At 38.8% G+C, this 19409-nt stretch carries 15 protein-coding genes; 12 read left to right on the top strand and 3 right to left on the bottom strand.

Annotated features, from left to right (window positions below):
• Window positions 1-241 precede the first annotated feature (241 nt).
• Window positions 242-1291 carry a CdaR family transcriptional regulator gene (locus EKM93_RS05550; RefSeq protein WP_125713895.1) on the bottom strand — a complete coding sequence of 350 codons (1050 nt, stop codon included), beginning with the start codon at window positions 1289-1291 and terminating at the stop codon, window positions 242-244.
• A gap of 314 nt (window positions 1292-1605) precedes the next feature.
• On the opposite strand from EKM93_RS05550, the gene EKM93_RS05545 reads away from it, so the two are divergent.
• The 7 genes from EKM93_RS05545 to EKM93_RS05515 all read left to right on the top strand — a co-directional run bounded on the left by EKM93_RS05545 (window position 1606) and on the right by EKM93_RS05515 (window position 10510).
• Window positions 1606-2928: a Na+/H+ antiporter NhaC family protein gene (locus tag EKM93_RS05545; RefSeq protein ID WP_125713893.1), complete on the top strand. Its 1323-nt coding sequence runs from the start codon at window positions 1606-1608 to the stop codon at window positions 2926-2928.
• A 156-nt stretch (window positions 2929-3084) separates the two neighbouring features.
• The gene (garR, locus tag EKM93_RS05540; protein ID WP_125713891.1) at window positions 3085-3969 is read left to right on the top strand and encodes a 2-hydroxy-3-oxopropionate reductase; all 885 of its coding nucleotides are present in this window, start codon (window positions 3085-3087) and stop codon (window positions 3967-3969) included.
• 89 nt (window positions 3970-4058) lie between these two features.
• Window positions 4059-5387: an enolase C-terminal domain-like protein gene (locus EKM93_RS05535; RefSeq protein WP_125713889.1), complete on the top strand. Its 1329-nt coding sequence runs from the start codon at window positions 4059-4061 to the stop codon at window positions 5385-5387.
• A gap of 50 nt (window positions 5388-5437) precedes the next feature.
• Window positions 5438-6331, top strand: coding sequence for a dihydrodipicolinate synthase family protein (locus tag EKM93_RS05530; RefSeq protein WP_125713887.1), 894 nt, complete (start codon window positions 5438-5440; stop codon window positions 6329-6331).
• Window positions 6332-6370: 39 nt separating this feature from the next.
• A complete protein-coding gene (locus tag EKM93_RS05525; RefSeq protein WP_125713885.1) occupies window positions 6371-7555 on the top strand; it encodes a glycerate kinase family protein in 1185 nt (394 codons plus the stop codon).
• Window positions 7524-9035 carry a UxaA family hydrolase gene (locus EKM93_RS05520; protein ID WP_125713883.1) on the top strand — a complete coding sequence of 504 codons (1512 nt, stop codon included), beginning with the start codon at window positions 7524-7526 and terminating at the stop codon, window positions 9033-9035. The genes EKM93_RS05525 and EKM93_RS05520 overlap by 32 nt, the downstream gene beginning before the upstream one ends.
• A gap of 122 nt (window positions 9036-9157) precedes the next feature.
• A complete protein-coding gene (locus EKM93_RS05515) occupies window positions 9158-10510 on the top strand; it encodes a glucarate dehydratase family protein (RefSeq protein WP_225423635.1) in 1353 nt (450 codons plus the stop codon).
• Window positions 10511-10665: 155 nt separating this feature from the next.
• Here EKM93_RS05515 and EKM93_RS13490 read toward each other — a convergent pair whose 3' ends face one another.
• On the bottom strand, window positions 10666-10842 hold the full coding sequence (locus EKM93_RS13490) for a hypothetical protein (RefSeq protein WP_164506998.1): 177 nt from the start codon (window positions 10840-10842) through the stop codon (window positions 10666-10668).
• Window positions 10843-11272: 430 nt separating this feature from the next.
• Between EKM93_RS13490 and EKM93_RS05510 the strand changes: the two genes are divergently transcribed.
• The 4 genes from EKM93_RS05510 (at window position 11273) to EKM93_RS05495 (ending at window position 16194) form a co-directional block, all read left to right on the top strand.
• Window positions 11273-12343 (top strand): ABC transporter substrate-binding protein, encoded by a 1071-nt coding sequence (locus EKM93_RS05510; protein ID WP_125713881.1) that lies wholly within the window; start codon window positions 11273-11275, stop codon window positions 12341-12343.
• Window positions 12344-12432: 89 nt separating this feature from the next.
• A complete protein-coding gene (locus tag EKM93_RS05505; RefSeq protein WP_125713879.1) occupies window positions 12433-14070 on the top strand; it encodes an ABC transporter permease in 1638 nt (545 codons plus the stop codon).
• Window positions 14054-14992: an ABC transporter ATP-binding protein gene (locus EKM93_RS05500; protein WP_125713877.1), complete on the top strand. Its 939-nt coding sequence runs from the start codon at window positions 14054-14056 to the stop codon at window positions 14990-14992. The genes EKM93_RS05505 and EKM93_RS05500 overlap by 17 nt, the downstream gene beginning before the upstream one ends.
• A complete protein-coding gene (locus EKM93_RS05495; RefSeq protein WP_125713876.1) occupies window positions 14992-16194 on the top strand; it encodes a glycosyltransferase family 4 protein in 1203 nt (400 codons plus the stop codon). Before EKM93_RS05500 ends, EKM93_RS05495 begins: the two co-directional genes overlap by 1 nt.
• 830 nt (window positions 16195-17024) lie before the next feature.
• On the opposite strand, the gene EKM93_RS05490 is transcribed toward EKM93_RS05495, so the two are convergent.
• Complete coding sequence (locus EKM93_RS05490; RefSeq protein WP_125713874.1) at window positions 17025-18077, bottom strand: aldose epimerase family protein; 1053 nt, start codon at window positions 18075-18077, stop codon at window positions 17025-17027.
• A gap of 145 nt (window positions 18078-18222) precedes the next feature.
• Between EKM93_RS05490 and EKM93_RS05485 the strand changes: the two genes are divergently transcribed.
• Window positions 18223-19299, top strand: coding sequence for a GntR family transcriptional regulator (locus EKM93_RS05485; RefSeq protein WP_125713871.1), 1077 nt, complete (start codon window positions 18223-18225; stop codon window positions 19297-19299).
• Window positions 19300-19409 lie beyond the last annotated feature (110 nt).

The raw sequence follows: 19409 nt of genomic DNA, 5'->3' as shown, positions 1-19409 counted from the left end.
TTTATGATATCAAAAAATGTAGGAAAACCGACAATTTCAAATTGCCATTTTCCTACATTTTACCGCCGCCATTAACAAGCGTGAACCAGAGCGGGAAAGCCTCGAGCGCGTTTCAAAAAACAACCTCAAATAAAAACACCGTAAGCGGTTTTTACTTACAAGCTACTTATAGCTAGGCATAAAAAAACAGGCTAAATCCTAAAATACCACTTTAGGATCTAGCCTATTTTTTTACGCAACCTCACGTTCTAGCTTCTTTTTGTGAGAAGTAAAGATAGCCAACATATAGTTGAAAAAGATCAATCAATTTACGAGGATCTAAGCCTAATTCATCTTTTAATTTATTCAGTCGATAATTTAAAGTATTGCGATGAATATGCAACATATCTGCCGTATTATTAATGTTTTGATTATTTTCGATGAATTCTAGGAGGGTGTTAATCAATTCTTTACCCATCGCCGTTTTATTAGTCGTTTCTAAACGATGTACCAAATTATCCACAGGCAACTTATTTTGTAATAGGGCATAGATAAACTCAATTTGATCGAAATAAAGATAATTTTTTTCTTTAAATAAATCTGAAATTTCTAAAGTTTTTAGCGCTTCGTTGATGGATAAACCAACGCGATTCGTTTGACGACCGATACCAATACGCCAATGTTTACGTTTACATAATTTTAAACAACGATCAATGGTGCTTCGATGTGTTGTTAAAATAATGTGTTTATCTGCGGACATGGTGATTAAGTAGTCATCTATTTCAATTGGAATAATACTTTTTTGAGGGGCGCTAATCGCAATGGCTAGCCGCTCTTTAGTAATATCAATCTTTAGTTCTTTAGCATCTAAAATTAAATCGGTATGTTGGGCAATATCATCAGTTACTTGTGCCCATTGATATAAGAAACGATTTAAATGATTTTCATTTTCCTTTTCAACTTGGTTCGCATGATTTTGCGCAATTAGCAGTTCAGTCGCTGTTCGCAATAATGCAGCAAATGGCAAAACAACTTCAGGATCACCAGTAATGCCAATGACACCAATGATAGATTTACCAAAGAACACGGGCATATTAACACCGGGCTGGCCATTTTCACCATGAGAATCGGCCATGGTTAAGGTTTTACGTTGCTTAATCGCATCTAAGGCACCAACATGCAAGGAGTCAATTCTAGTAGCATCACCGCTAGCAATGATATAACCGTGTTCATTCATCATGTTAACGTTAAACGGTAGTTGATCCATCATTTTATCAACAATGGATTGTGCGAGTTTTTTATCTAGTTCCATAGTAGCCTCCTCAAACGTGTGAAATTACAATCATAATATTAACGCAATAAATCTAGCGTTTATTTAACCAAATAAATAGTGCATATGACTTATAACTTAAATAATAGGTATTATGTAATTTATAATATCATTGCTGTATCAGGATTTAAATAGGTTATTGGTTAAATCAACAAAAAATAATCAAATTATTTTGGGCGTTTGCATATTTGTATGCGCTTTTATTTACGTTACACTAAATTGTGAAAAGGTTAACCAAATGTTTTAAATCTAGATCAATATGTTCAATAAATCACTTTATGAGGGTGGGCGTTACTATGAGCTATCAAGCTGCTGTCGGTTTTGTGATGATGATTGTCATCGTCGTCTTGCTGCTTAGAAAAAAAGTTAGTACTATGTTCTGTTTTGCCGTTATACCAATTATTGCAGCAATTTTAATTGGTTCTTCAGTAAAGCAAATTGGGAGTTATGTTACTAAAGGGTTAGGGATGACGACTTCCGTTGCCTTAATCATGTTATTCTCATTGCCATACTTCATGCTGATGGCTGATGCTGGATTATTTAATGGTATTGTTAGAAGAATTTTGAAGCATATCAAAATTAATCCACCAGTTTTAGCAGTTTTAACCGTAGTTGTCGCAATGATTACCGGTTTAGATGTTAGTATCACATCTGTATTCTTGATCACAGTCCCATTACTATTACCATTCTACAACAAGTTAAAGATGAATCCGGTTATTCTTGTATTCCTGACAACTTTAGGGATTATCAATACTTATGATGTACCATGGAGTGCCCGGATGTTGCGGAGTGCATCATTGATCCCCAACGTTCCTAATGGCCCAATGTACTTATTCTTGAAATTATTGCCAGCACAAGCTGTATTTACCGTTATTATTTTGGCATTAGCTGCTTTTCTTGGTGTTAAAGAATCCCGTCGTTTAAAGGCTGCTGGTGAATCTGTTGCCGATGCCGGTAAGATTGATGTAGATGATGTTAAAGATGATCCTGAATTGGGTCGGGGCAAATTGTTCTGGGTAAATGTTATTTTGACACTACTTGTTATTGCAGCACTTTGTTTCATGCCTGCAATACCATCATATTATGTCTTTGCCGTAGGTTTAGTCATTGCTTTAAATATCAATTACAAAGATTTGAAGCTGCAAAATAAGTTGTTGAAGAAATATGCAAGTTCTTTATTCCCTGTTATGCCTGCCATTCTCTTATCTGGGGTTGTAGTTGGGATTATGCAATATAGTGGCATGATGAAGGCAATGGTTGATACGTTATTAAATATCATTCCGAAGTCATTTGGCCCATTTGTTTATATTATCGTTGCTGCTTTCAGTGTACCTTTGATGTTCTTATTCACCAACGATACTTGGTACTATGTCATGATTCCAATCATTGGGACCTTGATGAAAGCTTACGGTATTCCAATGGACGTTGTTATTTTGACATTATTCTTAAACATGGGTGCTATGTTAACCCCAATTGCACAGCCACAGATTTATATCGGGACCGATTTAACCAATGGTGCCGTGGATCTCTCCAAGTATGTTAAGTTCTCGATGTCGAAGATATGGATATTGAGTATCATTTGGTTAGTTATTGGGTTAGCAATGGGCGTCTTCAGATAGTCAAAATTAATAATTAGTCATTTGCACAAATAATTCAAAAGATAATTGCTTTTTTGTGAATGTAATTTAGGCAAATGATCGACTAAAATAAATCTTGTAAACGTATTAATAACTAAAGTAATAACAAATAGATGTGAAGAGGAGCGGATTTATATTATGAAAATCGGTTTTGTAGGTTTAGGTATTATGGGCAAACCAATGGCCAAAAACTTAGTTAAAGCAGGTCATGATGTTACAGTATTTGATTTTAAGCAAGATTCTATTGATGAATTGGTTGCTTTAGGTGCAAAGGCTGCAAAAGACGGCAAAGAAACAGCAGCAGGTAAAGAAGTTGTCTTCACAATGGTTCCAAATTCACCAAACGTTGAAGCAGCTTTATTCAATGAAGGCGGTATTGCTGAAGGCTTAACAGCAGGCGAAACAGTAATCGATATGAGTTCTATCAATCCTTTAGCAAGTCAAGATTTTGCGAAACGCTTAGCTGAAAAACAAGTTAACTTTTTGGACGCACCTGTTTCTGGTGGTGAACCAAAAGCAATCGATGGCACAATTGCGATCATGGTTGGTGGCGACAAAGCGTTATTCGATAAGTTTAAAGATGTTTTAGGCATTATGGGCGGTTCTGTAACGTATGTCGGCAAAGTTGGTGCCGGTAATACAACTAAATTAACAAACCAAATTATCGTTGCTTTAAACATTGCGGCTGTTAGTGAAGGTTTCTCATTAGCTGAAAAAGCAGGCTTAGATCCTGAATTAGTCTTTGACGCAATTCATACAGGTTTAGCAGGCAGTACAGTAATGGATGCTAAAGTACCAATGATTATTAATCGCAACTTTGAACCTGGTTTTAGAGTTAACTTACACATCAAAGATTTGCAAAATGCGCTAGATACTTCTCATCAATTAAACTTAGCTTTACCATTAACTTCAGAAGTTATGGAAATTCTACAATCTGTTAAGTTAAACGGTGATGGGGATAGCGATCATTCAGCAATTGCGAAGTTCTATGAAAAAATTAATAATATCGAAATCAAAAAATAGTATTTTGAACTATTAAAAGAATCGCTGTTGTGAAATTGAGTTTTTGCCGCAGCTTTTTTTTTAAGTCATAAAGTGAAGGAGTGAACAGCATGTCTACACCAAAAATTACGAAAATGGATGTTTATCCAGTTGCTGGCTACGATAGTATGTTATTGAACTTGAGCGGTGCACATGGCCCGTTCTTTACAAGAAACATTGTGATCTTAACAACCGATACAGATCAAATTGGGGTTGGTGAAGTACCCGGTGGTGAAAAAATTACTAAAGTTTTAGAAGATGCTAAAGAGTTAGTAGTTGGTAAAACATTAGGCGAATATAAAGCCGTTTTATTAGCCATTAAAGAAAAATTCCAAAATTTAGATGCTGGCGGCCGTGGGAATCAAACATTTGACCAACGAATTACCATTCATGCTGTTACCGCTGTAGAAACAGCCTTCTTAGATCTTTTGGGTAAATACTTACATGTCCCTGTTGCAGCTTTGTTAGGGGATGGTCAAGTCCGTGAAAAAGTAGATGTCTTAGGTTACTTATTCTATGTTGGTGATCGGAAGAAAACAGATCTACCTTATTTACATGATGATGACACCCATGATGCTTGGGGCAAAGTACGGCGCGAACCAGCCATGACACCAGAAACGATTGTAAAACAAGCACAAGCTGCTTATGATCGTTACGGCTTTAAGACATTCAAACTTAAAGGCGGCGTATTCAAGGGTGAAGAAGAAGTAGAAGCCATCAAGGCGCTTCATAAAGCTTTCCCTGAAGCTAAATTGGACTTAGATCCAAATGGCGCTTGGTCACTTAAAGAATCTTTACAATATGCTGAAGAACTGAAAGGTATTTTGACTTATGCGGAAGATCCATGTGGCGCTGAAGAAGGCTTTTCTGGTCGTGAAATCTTAGCAGAATTCCAACAAGCAACTGGTATTCCAACAGCGACTAACATGGTTGATACAGATTGGCGTCAAATGCACCATTCCATTACGTTAAACAGTGTTTCTATTCCTTTAGCTGATCCACATTTCTGGACCATGGAAGGCTCTGTCAGAGTAGCCCAAGTTTGTCATGAATTTGGTTTAAACTGGGGTATTCATTCTAATAACCATTTTGATATTTCCTTGGCAATGGTAGCCAATGCTGCTGCCGCTGCACCTGGCAATATTTATGCAATTGATACACACTGGATTTGGCAAGATGGTCAATTCTTAACAAAGAATCCTTATCAAATTAAAGGCGGTCAACTAACTGTTCCAGCAAGCAATGAAGGCTTAGGGGTCGAAATTGATCTAGAAGCTATCAAAGCGGCCAACAAACTTTATATTGATAATAATTTAGGCGCACGAGACGATGCTAAAACGATGCAGTATTTAATTCCTAACTGGAAATTTGATCCTAAGAAACCTTCATTTGTACGTTAATTTTAAAAATATAGATTATATCTTAAATTTATTTAATGAGGAGCTTAATTATGGACTTAGAACGAATTAAAGGCATTATTGTACCAATGATTACACCCGTTGATGACGTTACAGAAGATATTGATGACGCCCGCTTAAAGAAAATTGTTGATCATGTGATTGATGGTGGCGTTGGTGGTATCTTAGCTTTTGGGAGCAACTCAGAATTTTACATGTTTGATGATGATGAATTAATTCATGGGTTAGAAGTTATTGTTGCTCAAAATGCAAACCGAGTGCCTGTCTTTTTCGGAATGGGACCAATCAGAACACGTCGAGGTGTACGATTGGCAAAACGTGCCGTTGCCGCAGGGGCGGATGTTGTTTCAATTCTGCAACCAATGTTCTTGAAACCAACTGAAGAAGAACTATACTTACATTATCAAACCATTGCAGCTAGCATCCCAGATACACCCGTATTTATTTACAATAATCCTGGCAAAGCGGGTTATGGCATGTCTGCAGAATTCATTAGCAAGATGGCCCATGAAATTCCAAACGTTGTTGGGATGAAAGATTCTAGTGGTGATATGACCTTATTAAGTGAAATTATTCGCCAAACAAGAGATATTGAATTCAGAGCCTTCACCGGGAAAGATACTTTGATTTACTTAGGCTTATGTGCCGGCAGTTACGGCAGTGTTTGCTCTACAGCCAATGCGTTAGCCCCATTAATCGTGTCAATTTATGACAAGTATCAAGCAGGTGACTACAAAGGTTCTCAAGAGGCCCAATATAAACTTAATCCAGCACGTTTAGTTCAAAATGAAGCAAGCTTCCCAGTTGCTACAAAAGATATGTGCAATATTTTAGGCCTAGATATGGGGAACCCAGTTCGGCCAAGCTTGCCTTCTAAAGGTAAAGTTTACGATGATATCAAGCGCGAACTTGATTTATTAGACTAAGGAAAATAGGAAAGTAATAACAATTAAGGAGGTTATCTTATGACTAATATCCTCATTGCCTCCGATTCGTTTAAAGGTAGTGCAACTTCAGCTGAGATTGCGGACTATTTGTCAGAAGGCATCCTAGAAGCTGATGCAGCTGCTGTCGTACAAAAAGTACCCATTGCTGATGGCGGTGAGGGGACCGTTAGATGTGTCATTCAGGCAACAAACGGCCAACTCATGACCCAACAAGTCTGTGGTCCTTCAGGAAATCAACTAACAGCGACTTGGGGGTTAATTGATCCAGACACAGCGATTTTGGAAACTGCTGAAGCTGCAGGATTGACTTTAGTAGCTAACGGATTGGATGTGGCTAAAGCGACAACTTATGGTGTCGGACAGTTAATATCAGCAGCTTTGGATCAGCATGTCAAAACGATTTATTTAGGCCTAGGTGGCAGCGCTACAAATGACGGTGGCGTTGGTATGGCTCAAGCATTAGGGGCACATTTTTACGATCAAGCTGGACAAGAGTTAAAACCAGGTGCACAATATTTAGAAGATCTAGTTGATGTGGATTTGACCACTTTAGATCCACGGCTCGCCCAGATTAAGGTAATCGGTTTATCAGATGTAAATAACCCATTAATTGGAGAACGTGGTGCCAGTTATATTTTTGGACCACAAAAAGGCGCTAGTATCGACCAGATCAAAACTTTGGACCAATCTTTGAAGAATTTAGCAACTTTAGTGAAACAAAAAAGTGGGTTAGATTTTGAGAATGACTTTGGTGCCGGTGCCGCTGGTGGCCTCGGATATGGTTTGATGGCCTTTTGTCATGGTGAAATTAAATCAGGAATTAAGGAAGTTATTAGATTAGTCCAATTAGAAGAAAAGATGTTGGATGCGACATTAGTCGTAACTGGTGAAGGGCAAATTGATGGCCAGTCTTTAGGTGGAAAAGTGCCAATCGGTATTGCCAAGTTGGCAAAACAACATAATATTCCAGTTGCTGCCGTTGTCGGCAGTGTTGGTTCAGGTATTGAAGCTGTTTATGATCAAGGGATTGATTTTATTTTGGCAACGACTAATCGACCAATGAGTGTTGAACAAGCAATTGAACAAACGCCAGCACTAGTGAAACAAGCGGGCTTTACAATGATGAAGGCCGTGAGACTTGGACAAACCGTCCAAAAGGAGTGTGAATATAATGGAGAAACACGTAGTCAAAATGCGGGATGAGGACAATGTAGCCATCGCTTTGCATGATATTGCAAAGGGGACGCGCATTGAAGGTGGCATCACTGTTAACGATAACATACCGCAAGCACACAAAGTTGCTTTAGTCGATGTGCCTAAGGGTGGCTCTATTTTTAGATATGGTGTGGTTTTAGGTTATGCGAAAGAGGACATTCATCCCGGTGATTGGATCAATGAAGATTCATTGATTTTACCGAAATCACCAGAATTGCATGAACTAGAATATGGTACAAATGTGGATGCCAAGTTACCTGAACCAACTAGAACAACATTTATGGGTTACGATGTACCGGGCTCTGAATATGCCGGGACTCGGAATATTTTGGGCATTCATACAACGGTTCAATGTGTTGTTGGTATTTTGAATGTTGCTGTGGAACAAATGAAAAAAGAATTGTTGCCTAAATATCCCCATGTGGATGACATTGTCGTAATTAGTCACGGTTATGGCTGTGGGGTGGCAATTGACGCACGAGAAGCTTATATTCCAATTCGTGAAATTCGTAATATTACTAAAAATCCCAATTTTGGTGGGCAATTGATGGTTGTTGGTCTAGGCTGTGAGAAACTAACACCAGACCGAATTATGGATCCAGAAGATATTAACGATGATAATTTCTTGTCTTTCCAAGATCATCATGGTTTCAAAGCAATTATGGCAGCGCTTTTCGAAATGGCTGAAAAGAAGTTAAAAGTCTTGGATCAACGGCGGCGGACAGAATTACCATTATCCAAATTATCCGTTGGCTTCCAATGCGGTGGTAGTGACGCCTTTTCTGGGGTAACGGCTAATCCAGCAGCAGGCTATGCTTCAGATATGTTAGTCAGTGCTGGCGGAACCACAATGTTCTCAGAAGTAACAGAAGTTAGAGATGGCGTGCCATTTATCGCCAATCGAGTTTTGGACAAACCAAATTGTGATAAATTAGCTAAGGAAATGTCTTGGTATGACGATTATTTGAAAGACGGCGGTGTAGATCGTTCTGCTAACCCAACACCAGGGAATCGGGCTGGTGGGTTATCCACAATTGTTGAAAAGTCTATGGGCTCAATCGCTAAGTCTGGGACAGCACCAATTTCTCAAGTCGTTAGTGCAGGGGAAATTCCAACAAAACACGGTTTGATTTTTGATGCGACACCGGCTGGTGACTTTACTTGCGGCCCAATGCAGTTAGCTTCAGGTATGGGCTTAGAAGTATTCGTAACAGGTCGCGGAACACCTTATAACTTAGAAGCAGCACCGGTTATTAAAGTTTGCTCTCGGACAGATCTAAAAGAAATGTGGCAAGATTTGATTGATATTAACGCTGGGACAATTGCAACTGGTGAAAAAACAATTGCAGAAGTCGGTCGTGAAATTTTTGAAAAAATCGTTGCTGTAGCCAGTGGTGAAAAACCAGTCGCTGAAGATCTAGGTTTATTTAATGATATTGTGATCTTCAACCCGGCACCAATGACGTAAAATTAAAAATTAATCAAGAAAACGTTCAGTTCCCAAAATAATGGAATACGTTTTTCAAAGACGTTGGCGGGGATGACTACCAACGTCTTTTGCTTTTTTATAAAGCTTAAATGAGTGAAAGGATGATTGATCCGATGAATGCAATTCCTAAAATTACAAGTTTAAAAGTTGTTCCAGTAGCCGGATATGATAGCATGTTGTTGACACTAAGCGGTGCCCATGCCCCATTATTTACCCGAAATATCATTATTGTAACTGATGATGCAGGTAATGAAGGGATCGGTGAAATTCACGGTGGAGACGATATTAGTAAAATGTTGGCCAGCTATGAAAGTATCATTGTTGGTCGACCACTTTCAGAATATCGAGGCATTTTGAATGATGTTCGTAAAAACGGCTGGCGGGCAGCTAATGACAGTGGTCAAGGCCTACAAGAATTAGATTTGAGTAATCTAAAGTTTGTAGTGCATGCCGAGGCCGCTCTTGAATGCGCTTTACTTGATCTATACGGGAAGTTTGTTAACTTACCAATGTGTGACATTATCGGTGAAGGTCGCCAACGAGATTCAGTAGAAATGTTAGGCTACTTATTTTACATTGCTGATGCCAATAAGACGGATCTAAATTACATTCATGACGATGACGATTCCGATGCTTGGGGCAAAGTGAGACGGCAAGAAACTTTGACGCCAGAAGGTATCGTTGCCCAAGCAAAAGCTGCTCAAGAACGCTACGGTTTTAAATGTTTTAAGCTTAAAGGCGGCGTTTTAGAGGGTAAAGAAGAAATGAAGGCGGTTAAGGCCTTGCACGAAGCTTTCCCAGAAGCACGGATCAATCTTGATCCTAATGGGGCTTGGTCCTTAAATGAAGCCATTGCATTAACGAAAGAATACGGGGATGCTTTGACTTATGCTGAAGATCCTTGTGGTCCAGAAAATGGTTTTTCTGGTCGAGAAATTATGAGCTTTTATAAGAATGCAACCAATAAACCAGTTGCCACTAATATGATTGCCACAGATTGGCAGCAAATTTATCCTTCATTAATGATGAAATCAGTTGATATTATTCTAGCTGATCCGCATTTCTGGGGTATTGAAGGCAGCTTACGTGTTGCTAGTATTTTAAATGATTGGGGCTTAACTTGGGGCTCACACTCCAATAATCATTTTGATATTACTTTGGCTTTGTATGCACAAGTTAGTGCGGCAGCACCTGGCAATATCACACCAATAGATACGCATTTTATTTGGCAGGATGGACAACAATTATGTGATGATGCTTTACAAATTCGAGATGGTCATATTGCCATTCCGAATCGACCAGGGTTAGGAATTAATATCAACCACGAGAAGCTTGAAAAAGCCCATCAACAATATTTAACTTTGAAGCATCATGATCGTGATGACGCAATGGCAATGCAATATTTAATTCCAGGCTGGCAGTTTGACAGTAAGAAGCCAACCTTAGTACGGTAGTAAAAAAACAGAAATTGTATAAAATTTAAATCAATAAAAATAGCATCATGCACTTAAACATAAAGTTTGAGGACATGATGCTATTTTTTTATAACAAGAAGCAAAGCTTTTATTACTATAAAAATAGTAACAGCTCTAGAAATCTGTTATGATTGTTAGCTTAATTTTTCTAATAATTCAGGTAAATCTTGATTTGCTTGATCCATTTCTTTGAAATCAGATACATCTAAAATACCTAAAGGATTGCCGGCACTATGTTGTAACTTATATTCAGATAAAATGAATTTTAAAGTTGAAACTTCTTGTTCAGATAATTCGATAGATTTTTTCATAATTGTTCGCCTCTGAGTGGATTCAGTATTTGTCTACGGCTATATTATCGTACGTTTATACGATGATGTCAATGTTTTCATGAAAAATAAAGCAGTTAATTTTCACGTGTGCATAGATTGATCCTTGATGAGCAAAATATAAAAATACGACTTGTCTACTATTAAAATACGAAATAAACTACGGCGATAGGGTGGAAGACATAGCTATCTGAATTAGATAGCTATTTTCAAAGCCACTATTAAGCGCTATCAACCATATATCGTGAACAAACGAACTATTTGAAACAGTACTAAGAACTGTTTCGAATAGCGTACGAATTGATCAAAAAAAATATAAGATATGTAAAAAAATAATTAGAAACTTATTGTATCCGTTTTCCATTAACGTTATAATTTTCATGTATATAAATTTAGGGAGGCAGATTTTCGCATGAAAATGATAAAACGTTTTGGGGCGCTTTTATTATTGCTTGGCGGCCTATTTTTAATTACGGCTTGCAGTTCCAATAGTTCAAGCAGTAAAAGCAGTTCAAGCAGCAGTTCCAGCAAGCAAGTAACAAAGCAGTTTAAAGGTGAAACAATGAATGTGGTTACCACATCTGATGCCTATAAACCGTTGTTTGATAAATTCAGCAAGGAGACCGGTGCTAAAGTTAACTTCTTATCCATGTCCAGTGGTGAAGTACTTGCTCGGATGAAAGCTGATAAAAGTAGTGAACCAATGGCAGATCTTTGGTTCGGCGGTGGTTTAGATGCTTTTATGCAAGCTAAATCTGACGGCTTACTGGAGAAATACCAATCTAGTTCTGTTAAGAAGATTGATGCCAAATATCGTGATTCACAAGGTTATTGGTTATCTAAAGGTTTAACAGTAGGTGGCCTTTTAGTTAACAAAAAGGTCTTGAAAGAAAAAGGCTTACCGGTACCAAAAACTTGGGCTGATTTAGCAGATAGTAAGTATAAAGGCGAAATCATCATGAGTGACCCAGCAGTTTCCGGAACGATGTATGCCATTGTTAAAGGTATCATCGATAAAGATGGTGAAAAAGCCGGCTGGGATTATTGGCAAAAGGTAAATGATAATATTACTTTTTACGGTAAACGTGGTAAAGACCCACAAGAAAAAACAGCTTCTGGTGAATTTGGTATTGGTTTAATTCCAGTTGACCAATCAGCTTTTGACAGTGCTAAGGAAAACGATCTAAAAGTTATCTATCCATCTGATGGTATCCCTTGGGTACCAGAAGGCATTGCCGTTTTCAAAAATGCACCTGGTCAAAAAATGGCTAAAGCATTTATCGACTTTATGCTAGAACCAGCAAACATGAAACAATTGGCTAAGCTAGATGGTAAGGATACCGACCAAATTATTATGCCTGGTGTTAAAGGCTTAGACCTTGGTTTAGACAAAAAAGATTTAATCAAAGAAGATTTGTCAACATTCGGCTCAGATCGACAAGCAATTTTAGATAAATGGGCTGCCATGGTTGGCGATAAATAGAACAGTAATTTAAAAGGCGGGGTTGAGTCTCAAAACGATTGTTTTGACCTCAGCGCCGTTTCTTATTATAAGAAAAAGGGGGGTATTTATTGAAAAGAAAACATTTCGGCAGTATTTTAGCGGACAAAACGGTGTATATCCTTTTATCCGTCAGTATTTTAGGTTTTATTTTATACCCCTACTTAAGTATTTTTATCCAGTCTTTTCAAGAACAGGGTATCGCCTTTAGTGCCTTTATTAGGCAAGATGCAGTGTTGCTGCAACATTCCTTATTTATTGCCATTTTGACAATGGTGCTGACGGTCTTTATGTCTTTAACGCTAGCGATATTTTTTGTCTTTCTTAAATCAAAATGGCAAAAACCATTACGGCTTTTTTTACTGGTAACGATGGTTTCACCGCCATTTGTAACGTCGTTAGCTTATATTACACTGTTTGGCCGCCGGGGAATGATTACCCACGACTTATTGAATTTAACCTTTAATCCATATGGTGCCCATGGGATTATCTTAATGGAAACATTAAGTTTTACTTCTTTGAACGCTTTAGTTTTGATCGGGATGTTGCATCAATTAGAACCGGCTGTCATTAATAGTGCCCGATCTTTGGGGGCAAAATCGGATGCGGTTATTCGCGATATGATTTTACCTTTGTTGCGGCCCGGGGTGATCGTTGTTGCATTAATTAGTTTTATTCGCAGTTTAGCTGATTTTCAAACGCCGACAATTATTGGCGGTAGTTACAGGGTGCTGGCCAGTGAGGGTTATTTTGCGGTTATTAGTGCGGGGGATCTTCATCGAGCGGCGCTGATTAATTTCACATTGTGTATTCCGGCGTTATTGGGTTTTTTCCTTTATATTCATTATGAACATACTATGACGACCCAACATCATGGGCTATCTTCAGATACTAATGCGCTGCCGTTACCGAAAAAAGGTTGGTTTTTCCCAGTAACTTGTTGTTTAGCGGTTATTTTCTATGGGGCTTTATTATTACAATATGGCTCGATTTTAATCAATGCGGTGACTGTTAAAAATATGGGGCAGTTGACATTCTCGTGGCAGCCGCTGCTTGATAGTAGGATGTATTTAGATGGGACGATTTTGCGAACGGTTAGTTATGCGTTGGTTGCTGGTTTTGTAGGCAGTTTGATTAGTTTTTTAATCATTTATTATAGTCAGATTCGGCAATCAAGGTGGATGAATTTAATTGAACTTATTGGGACTTTTCCGTATATATTACCCGGTACATTTTTTGGGTTAGGCTATCTTTATGCTTTTTCGGGGCAATATTTCCATCTAACCAATTTGTCGATTATTGTCATTATTAATGTGACTTTTAAGCAAGTTGCCTTTGCGACTAAAGCGGCTAAAGCAGCGGTGGCTCAAGTTGAACCGACTTATTTCAAAACAGTTCATGATTTAGGTGGGACGGTTTTAAATGAGTGGCATGATGTGTTCTTTCCAATGACTAGACAGGGGTTTGCCTTAACTTTTTTGAATGGTTTTATTAGTACGATGACGACCATCGGTTCTATTATTTTCTTAATTCGACCGGGACAAAAAGTAATGACGATTGTAATGTTTGATGTTGTTCAGCGCGGAGAATATCAAATAGCTTCAGTGATCGCCTGTTTGATTATTTTGATTTGTCTAATCATGGCAGGTCTTGTGTTTGGTATTTTAGGACTTAAGCAAAGGCGGTGGTTACATGTTTCTAGAAGTTAAGGATTTAACGAAGGTTTACCAGCAAAAAAACGTATTGCATCAGCTTTCCTTTGGGGTTGAAACTGGTGAAATGCTGGTTGTCTTGGGTCCTAGTGGCTGTGGGAAAAGCACGTTATTAAGCTGTCTAAATGGTTTTACTCAAGTTACATCAGGCACCGTGAGGTTATTAGGTCAAGAGATTACAAAGGCGATGCCAGAAGATCGTGATATCACCACGGTCTTCCAATCCTACAGTTTATTTCCCCATATGAATGTCTTACAAAATTTGATGTATGGCTTAAAATTCCAAAAAATTGGGAAAAAGGCGGCAAAGGCTAAAGCTATAAAAATGCTGCAGCTGTTACAAATGACGGAATATCAAACGGCCCGGATTCAAGATTTAAGTGGCGGTCAACAGCAGCGAATAGCGTTAGGCCGTAGCTTAATCGTAGCCCCTAAGTTATTATTATTGGATGAGCCGTTTTCGAATTTGGATGAAAAACTGCGCTTGTCTATGCGTTTAGAATTACGACGACTGCAAAAAGAACTAGGTATCACAATGGTTTTTGTGACCCATGATCAGCAAGAGGCCTTTGCCATTGCCGATCGTATTTTGGTGATGGATGCAGGTAAAATTCAACAAATTGCGACTGGGGCTGAACTATATAATCAGCCTAAAAATAAATTTGTTCTGACATTTATCGGGGAAGCCAATCAATTGGCAAATACGGCATATGTCCGACCAGAATGTATTGATCTGAGGTTAGATACCAATGGGCAAGGCCAAATTATTCAAAAAATTTTTCAAGGGGCAACGATTAATTATCAAGTTAAACTACCGACGCAAACATTTTGGATTACGCGTCTAAATCGAGGTGCGGCTTTTGAAGTGGGGGATTTAGTAACCTTAACTTATCAAGTGCAGCAGATGGAGGGAAAATGATGAGGATTTTACATGTTCAAGCACAACTACCCGCTAAAACTGGCAGTGGGGTTTATTTTGCCAATGTTATCAAAGGGCTAAAGACTTATGATCAAGCCTGTTTATATGGTAGCTTTGGGGATTTTGAATTTGACCTTTTACCTAAAGACCGGCAGTATGCTGTAAAATTTCCAAATGAAACTTGTGAGTTTCCGTTACCTGGGATGAGCGATGTTATGCCTTATGAGAGTACGGTTTATGGTGAGATGACCCCGGCTATGATTGCAGATTGGCAATTTGTTTTTCGACAAAAGTTGCGACAAGCGGTGAATCAGTTCAAACCGGATATTATTTTTTGTCATCATTTATGGCTTTTAACAGCGTTAGTTCGACAGGAATATCCTAATTTGCCCATTTATGCATTTTGTCATGGGACAGATTTACGCCAAGCCCATCAGCATCCGGATTTACTGGCGCGTTATGTGTTAGATTTGAATGGTTTAACCCGTGTTTTTGCCTTGAGTCATGATCAAGTTCCAGCGATTCAAGAGACCTATCATATTTCTAAGGCGCGTATTACGGTGTTAGGCGGGGGTTTTGATCCGGAGATTTTTTATCCGAAAGAAAAATTCAAAAAAGAATCGATAGATATTATTTATGCTGGCAAAATTGCTGAGGCAAAGGGGATTTATGCGTTGGCTGAAGCTTTTGGTCAGATTAGTGATCAATTTCCAGAAGCGCAGTTGCATTTGATTGGTAATCCAGCTCCTGAAGCGCATCAACGTTTGACGCCTTATTTTAAAAATTCGCAGATTAAGCTTTATAATGTGGTAGATCAGCCTTCTTTAGCGACTATTTTTAGACAGGCGGATATTTTTACGTTACCGTCTTATTATGAGGGCTTAGGGTTAGTAAATATTGAGGCATTGGCCTGCGGGTTACGGGTGGTAACCACTGAGATACCTGCATTAAAAGAGCAGTTAGGTTCAGTGGTTAATGATAGCGGGGTCATTTCTTATGTGTCATTGCCGGGATTGGTAGATCAAGATAAACCGGTTAAGGCAGATTTGCCAGCGTTTTATCAACGTTTGGCGCAAGCATTGGCGGCACAAATTGAAGCGTGCCGGCAACAGGTACCGTTTTCAGACACTGTGCAGCAAGCGGTTTTGGAAAGCAGCTGGCCTCAGCTGATTCAACGTATCGAACAAAAGATTATTCAATAAAAATAAAAACAGCGATTGAGTGAATCGAAAGTTAGCTTTTGATTCAGTCGTTCGCTGTTTTTATGTGTTTTATGGTTTGTGACATATTTTGGTTTTCTGAAACGCGTTCACCAACACTGATTTCTACATATAACTACGCCTTGTTGCCAGTCGCAGGCGACTGCCTGCCAAGTCTAGGTTATATTGCGAAATCACCCATGTTGGCTTACGCTCTGGATTTGAAACGCGTTCACTAGAGCAAAGCTCTCACCTAACTACGAATTATTCATAAGCGAAGTGCACTTATTTCATAATTCTAGGTTAGTGCTCGAGGCTTTCCCGCTCTAGTTCACGCTCTGGATTTGAAACGCGTTCCCAAAGACTGATTTCTACATATAACTACGCCTTGTTGCTAGTCGCAAGCGACTGCCTGCCAAGTCTAGGTTATACGCAAAGCCAATTCATGAGGCTTCACGCTCTGATTTTGAAACGCGTTCCCAAAGACTGATTTCTGCGCTTAGCTACGTCTAACTTGTAAGCGAAGCCCGCTCACGGCGTTAGTCTAGGCTATGCTCAAAATCAACCCGTCTTTGGTCACGCTCTGGATTTAAAACGCGTTCAAAGTTACTGACAATTTACATAACTACGTCTTACTCACAAGCCAAGTTCGGGCTTATGTCGTAAGTCTAGGTTATGTGCATTGTCACCCGTAACTTTTCACGCTCTGATTTTAAAACACGTTCAGCCTCATTGCCTTCTTGTATAACTACGAATCTCTTGTGTGTCTAGCGACACCCTGCAAGATTCTAGGTTATACGCAAAGCCAATTCATGAGGCTTCACGCTCTGATTTTAATAACTTACTTTATAGCTAATGTGGTGTTGTACGGTTTCGTTGGCGGGTAGGATGTCGCTGCCGAAGTTGTTGTGTTTTGTGGTGTCTGGTAGGTTTTGGGCTTCCATGGCTACGCCCATATAAGGTTTGCCGACGCCGTTAGTGCGGACGAAGTTCATGTCTTCTTTTTCTGAAAATTCGTTAGCGGTGAAGATAACTAGGGCGTTACGATCTGAGGTGATGGTTACGGAACGTTGGGTTGCGGGGTCGGTTAATTTGGCAATTTTTGTATTTGGTGTCACTTTGAAGATATCATCAAAGCCGTGATGGGGTGTGTCTTTAACGGCATCAATGGCAGTGCCTAATCTTTGGCCGTTTTGAAAATTAAATGGTGTTTCGTCCACTTCAAGGAATTGGCCAGTAGGGACATTTTTGGCATCTAATTCTAAATGTTCAGCGGCTCTAATTAAAAGTTGATGTTCTAAAATATCTTCAGTATCTCCGAGGTTAAAGTACGTATGGATTGTTGGATTGAAGACGGTTTTAGCGGTTGAACGACCGGTAAAGGTAACTTTAACTTCATCATTTTCAGTAAGTTGATACATAATTGTTGTATCAAGGTCTCCGGGGAAACCGTCATCTTCGGATTTTTGCAGATGATGGAATAAAATGGCCGGTTGTCCGTCTTTGATAACGATACTGCCATTCCAAACTTCAGAAGAAAACCCATTAGGGCCACCATGTAAGGTGGTAGTGCCTTCATTTTGTGGTAGTTGGTAAGTTTGTTGATCTAAGATAATCTGGCCATCCCCAATGCGGCCGGCTGTCCGCCCCACTGCCATACCAGCAAAGGAGCCATTTTTAGGATAATCTGCGCTATTAAAGAAATTTAAAATGAGGTTTGTCCGTTGCTGAGTTTTTGTAGGTACGAGCAGTTTATAAAAAGTAGCGCCTAAGCTAATTGCGGAAATACTAACGTTATTTTGATTTGTTAATGTAAATTCATAAATAGGTTTGTCTTGGTAAGTATCCAATTGAGTTGTTGTTGCGGTAATTTTAGATTCTGTCATAAATAAAGCCTCCAATAAAATGATGGTCAAAGTTAATAAAAATTGATACCATATAAATAAGTACTACTTGAAAGAATTGGGATGATATATTAGTATAAATTGGTATTTACAAATTTACATTAGAATTGAGTTATCGAGGAAAATTATGGAAAAGAAATGGGAAACCGTAAAAAATCAGCTTAAAACAGCAATTTTATCTGGGGAATATAAAATTGATGATAAATTACCCACAGAAACGGAACTTATTGACCAATTTGATGTTTCCCGCTATACAATCCGGCGTGCGGTGGGCGAATTAGAAGATGAACATTTTGTTTATCGTATCCAAGGCGGGGGGATGTTTGTACAGGATTGGCATAAAGATTGGACACCGGAAAAAGATCGAAAAATTATTGGAATTATCACCACCCATATTGCAGATTATATCTTTCCGGATATTATTTCCGGGATTGATCGAGTCATTTCAGATGAAGGTTATTCACTGTTGATCAGTAATACCCACAATACCCATGCCAAAGAACGAAAAAGCTTACTAAGCATGCTAGACCTACATGTGGCGGCCTTAATTATTGAACCGACACAAAGCGCAATGGCTAATACAAATATGGATTTGTATCATGAAATCTTGGCTAACAAAATTCCAGTGCTGTTCATCAATGCAATCTATCCTGAATTGAAATGTCCTTCAGTTACGGTGGACGATAAGCACGCTGAGAAAAAAATGATGGAATTTTTATTTAGTTTAGGCCACGAAAGTACGTTAGGCATCTTTCAAGTGGATGATCTTCAAGGTATTTGTCGGATGAATGGGTTTGTAGAAGCTTATCAAAATCATCCGAATATTGCTTATAAAAGCAATTTGATCATGTACCAATCTCAAGACAGCATGGCAACAGTGATGAAAAAAATTGATGGTTACTTGCAGCTAGCCGACCATCCTACAGCGATTGCCTGCTACAATGATCAATTAGCCATTAATGTCATTGATTATTTAAAGAAACGGCAGATCAATGTGCCTGAAGAAGTATCGGTGGTGGGGTTTGATAATTACCAAATGTCGCGGTACATCAATCCCAGCATTACCACCATGGATCATGGTCGAGATAAGATGGGTGAAGATGCTGGAAAACTAATTTTGGAGATGCTGCGTCATCAAGAAGTAACTTCAATTGCCTATGATGCACCGTTAATTCAAAGAGAATCTGCCATTGCACCTAAATAAATGGGACTTAAAACGAGGTTGAATTTTTAATTCAAGCTCGTTTTTTTAGGCCTTAAAATAAGCAAGCAGCGCTTTTAAGCCGCTGACGAAAGGCTGCTAACGTACTTAAG

Source organism: Agrilactobacillus yilanensis (genome assembly GCF_003946725.1).
GTDB classification, from domain to species: domain Bacteria; phylum Bacillota; class Bacilli; order Lactobacillales; family Lactobacillaceae; genus Agrilactobacillus; species Agrilactobacillus yilanensis.
The sequence above is the reverse complement of the archived record's forward strand: the minus strand, read 5'-3'. Positions and strand labels throughout refer to the sequence as shown.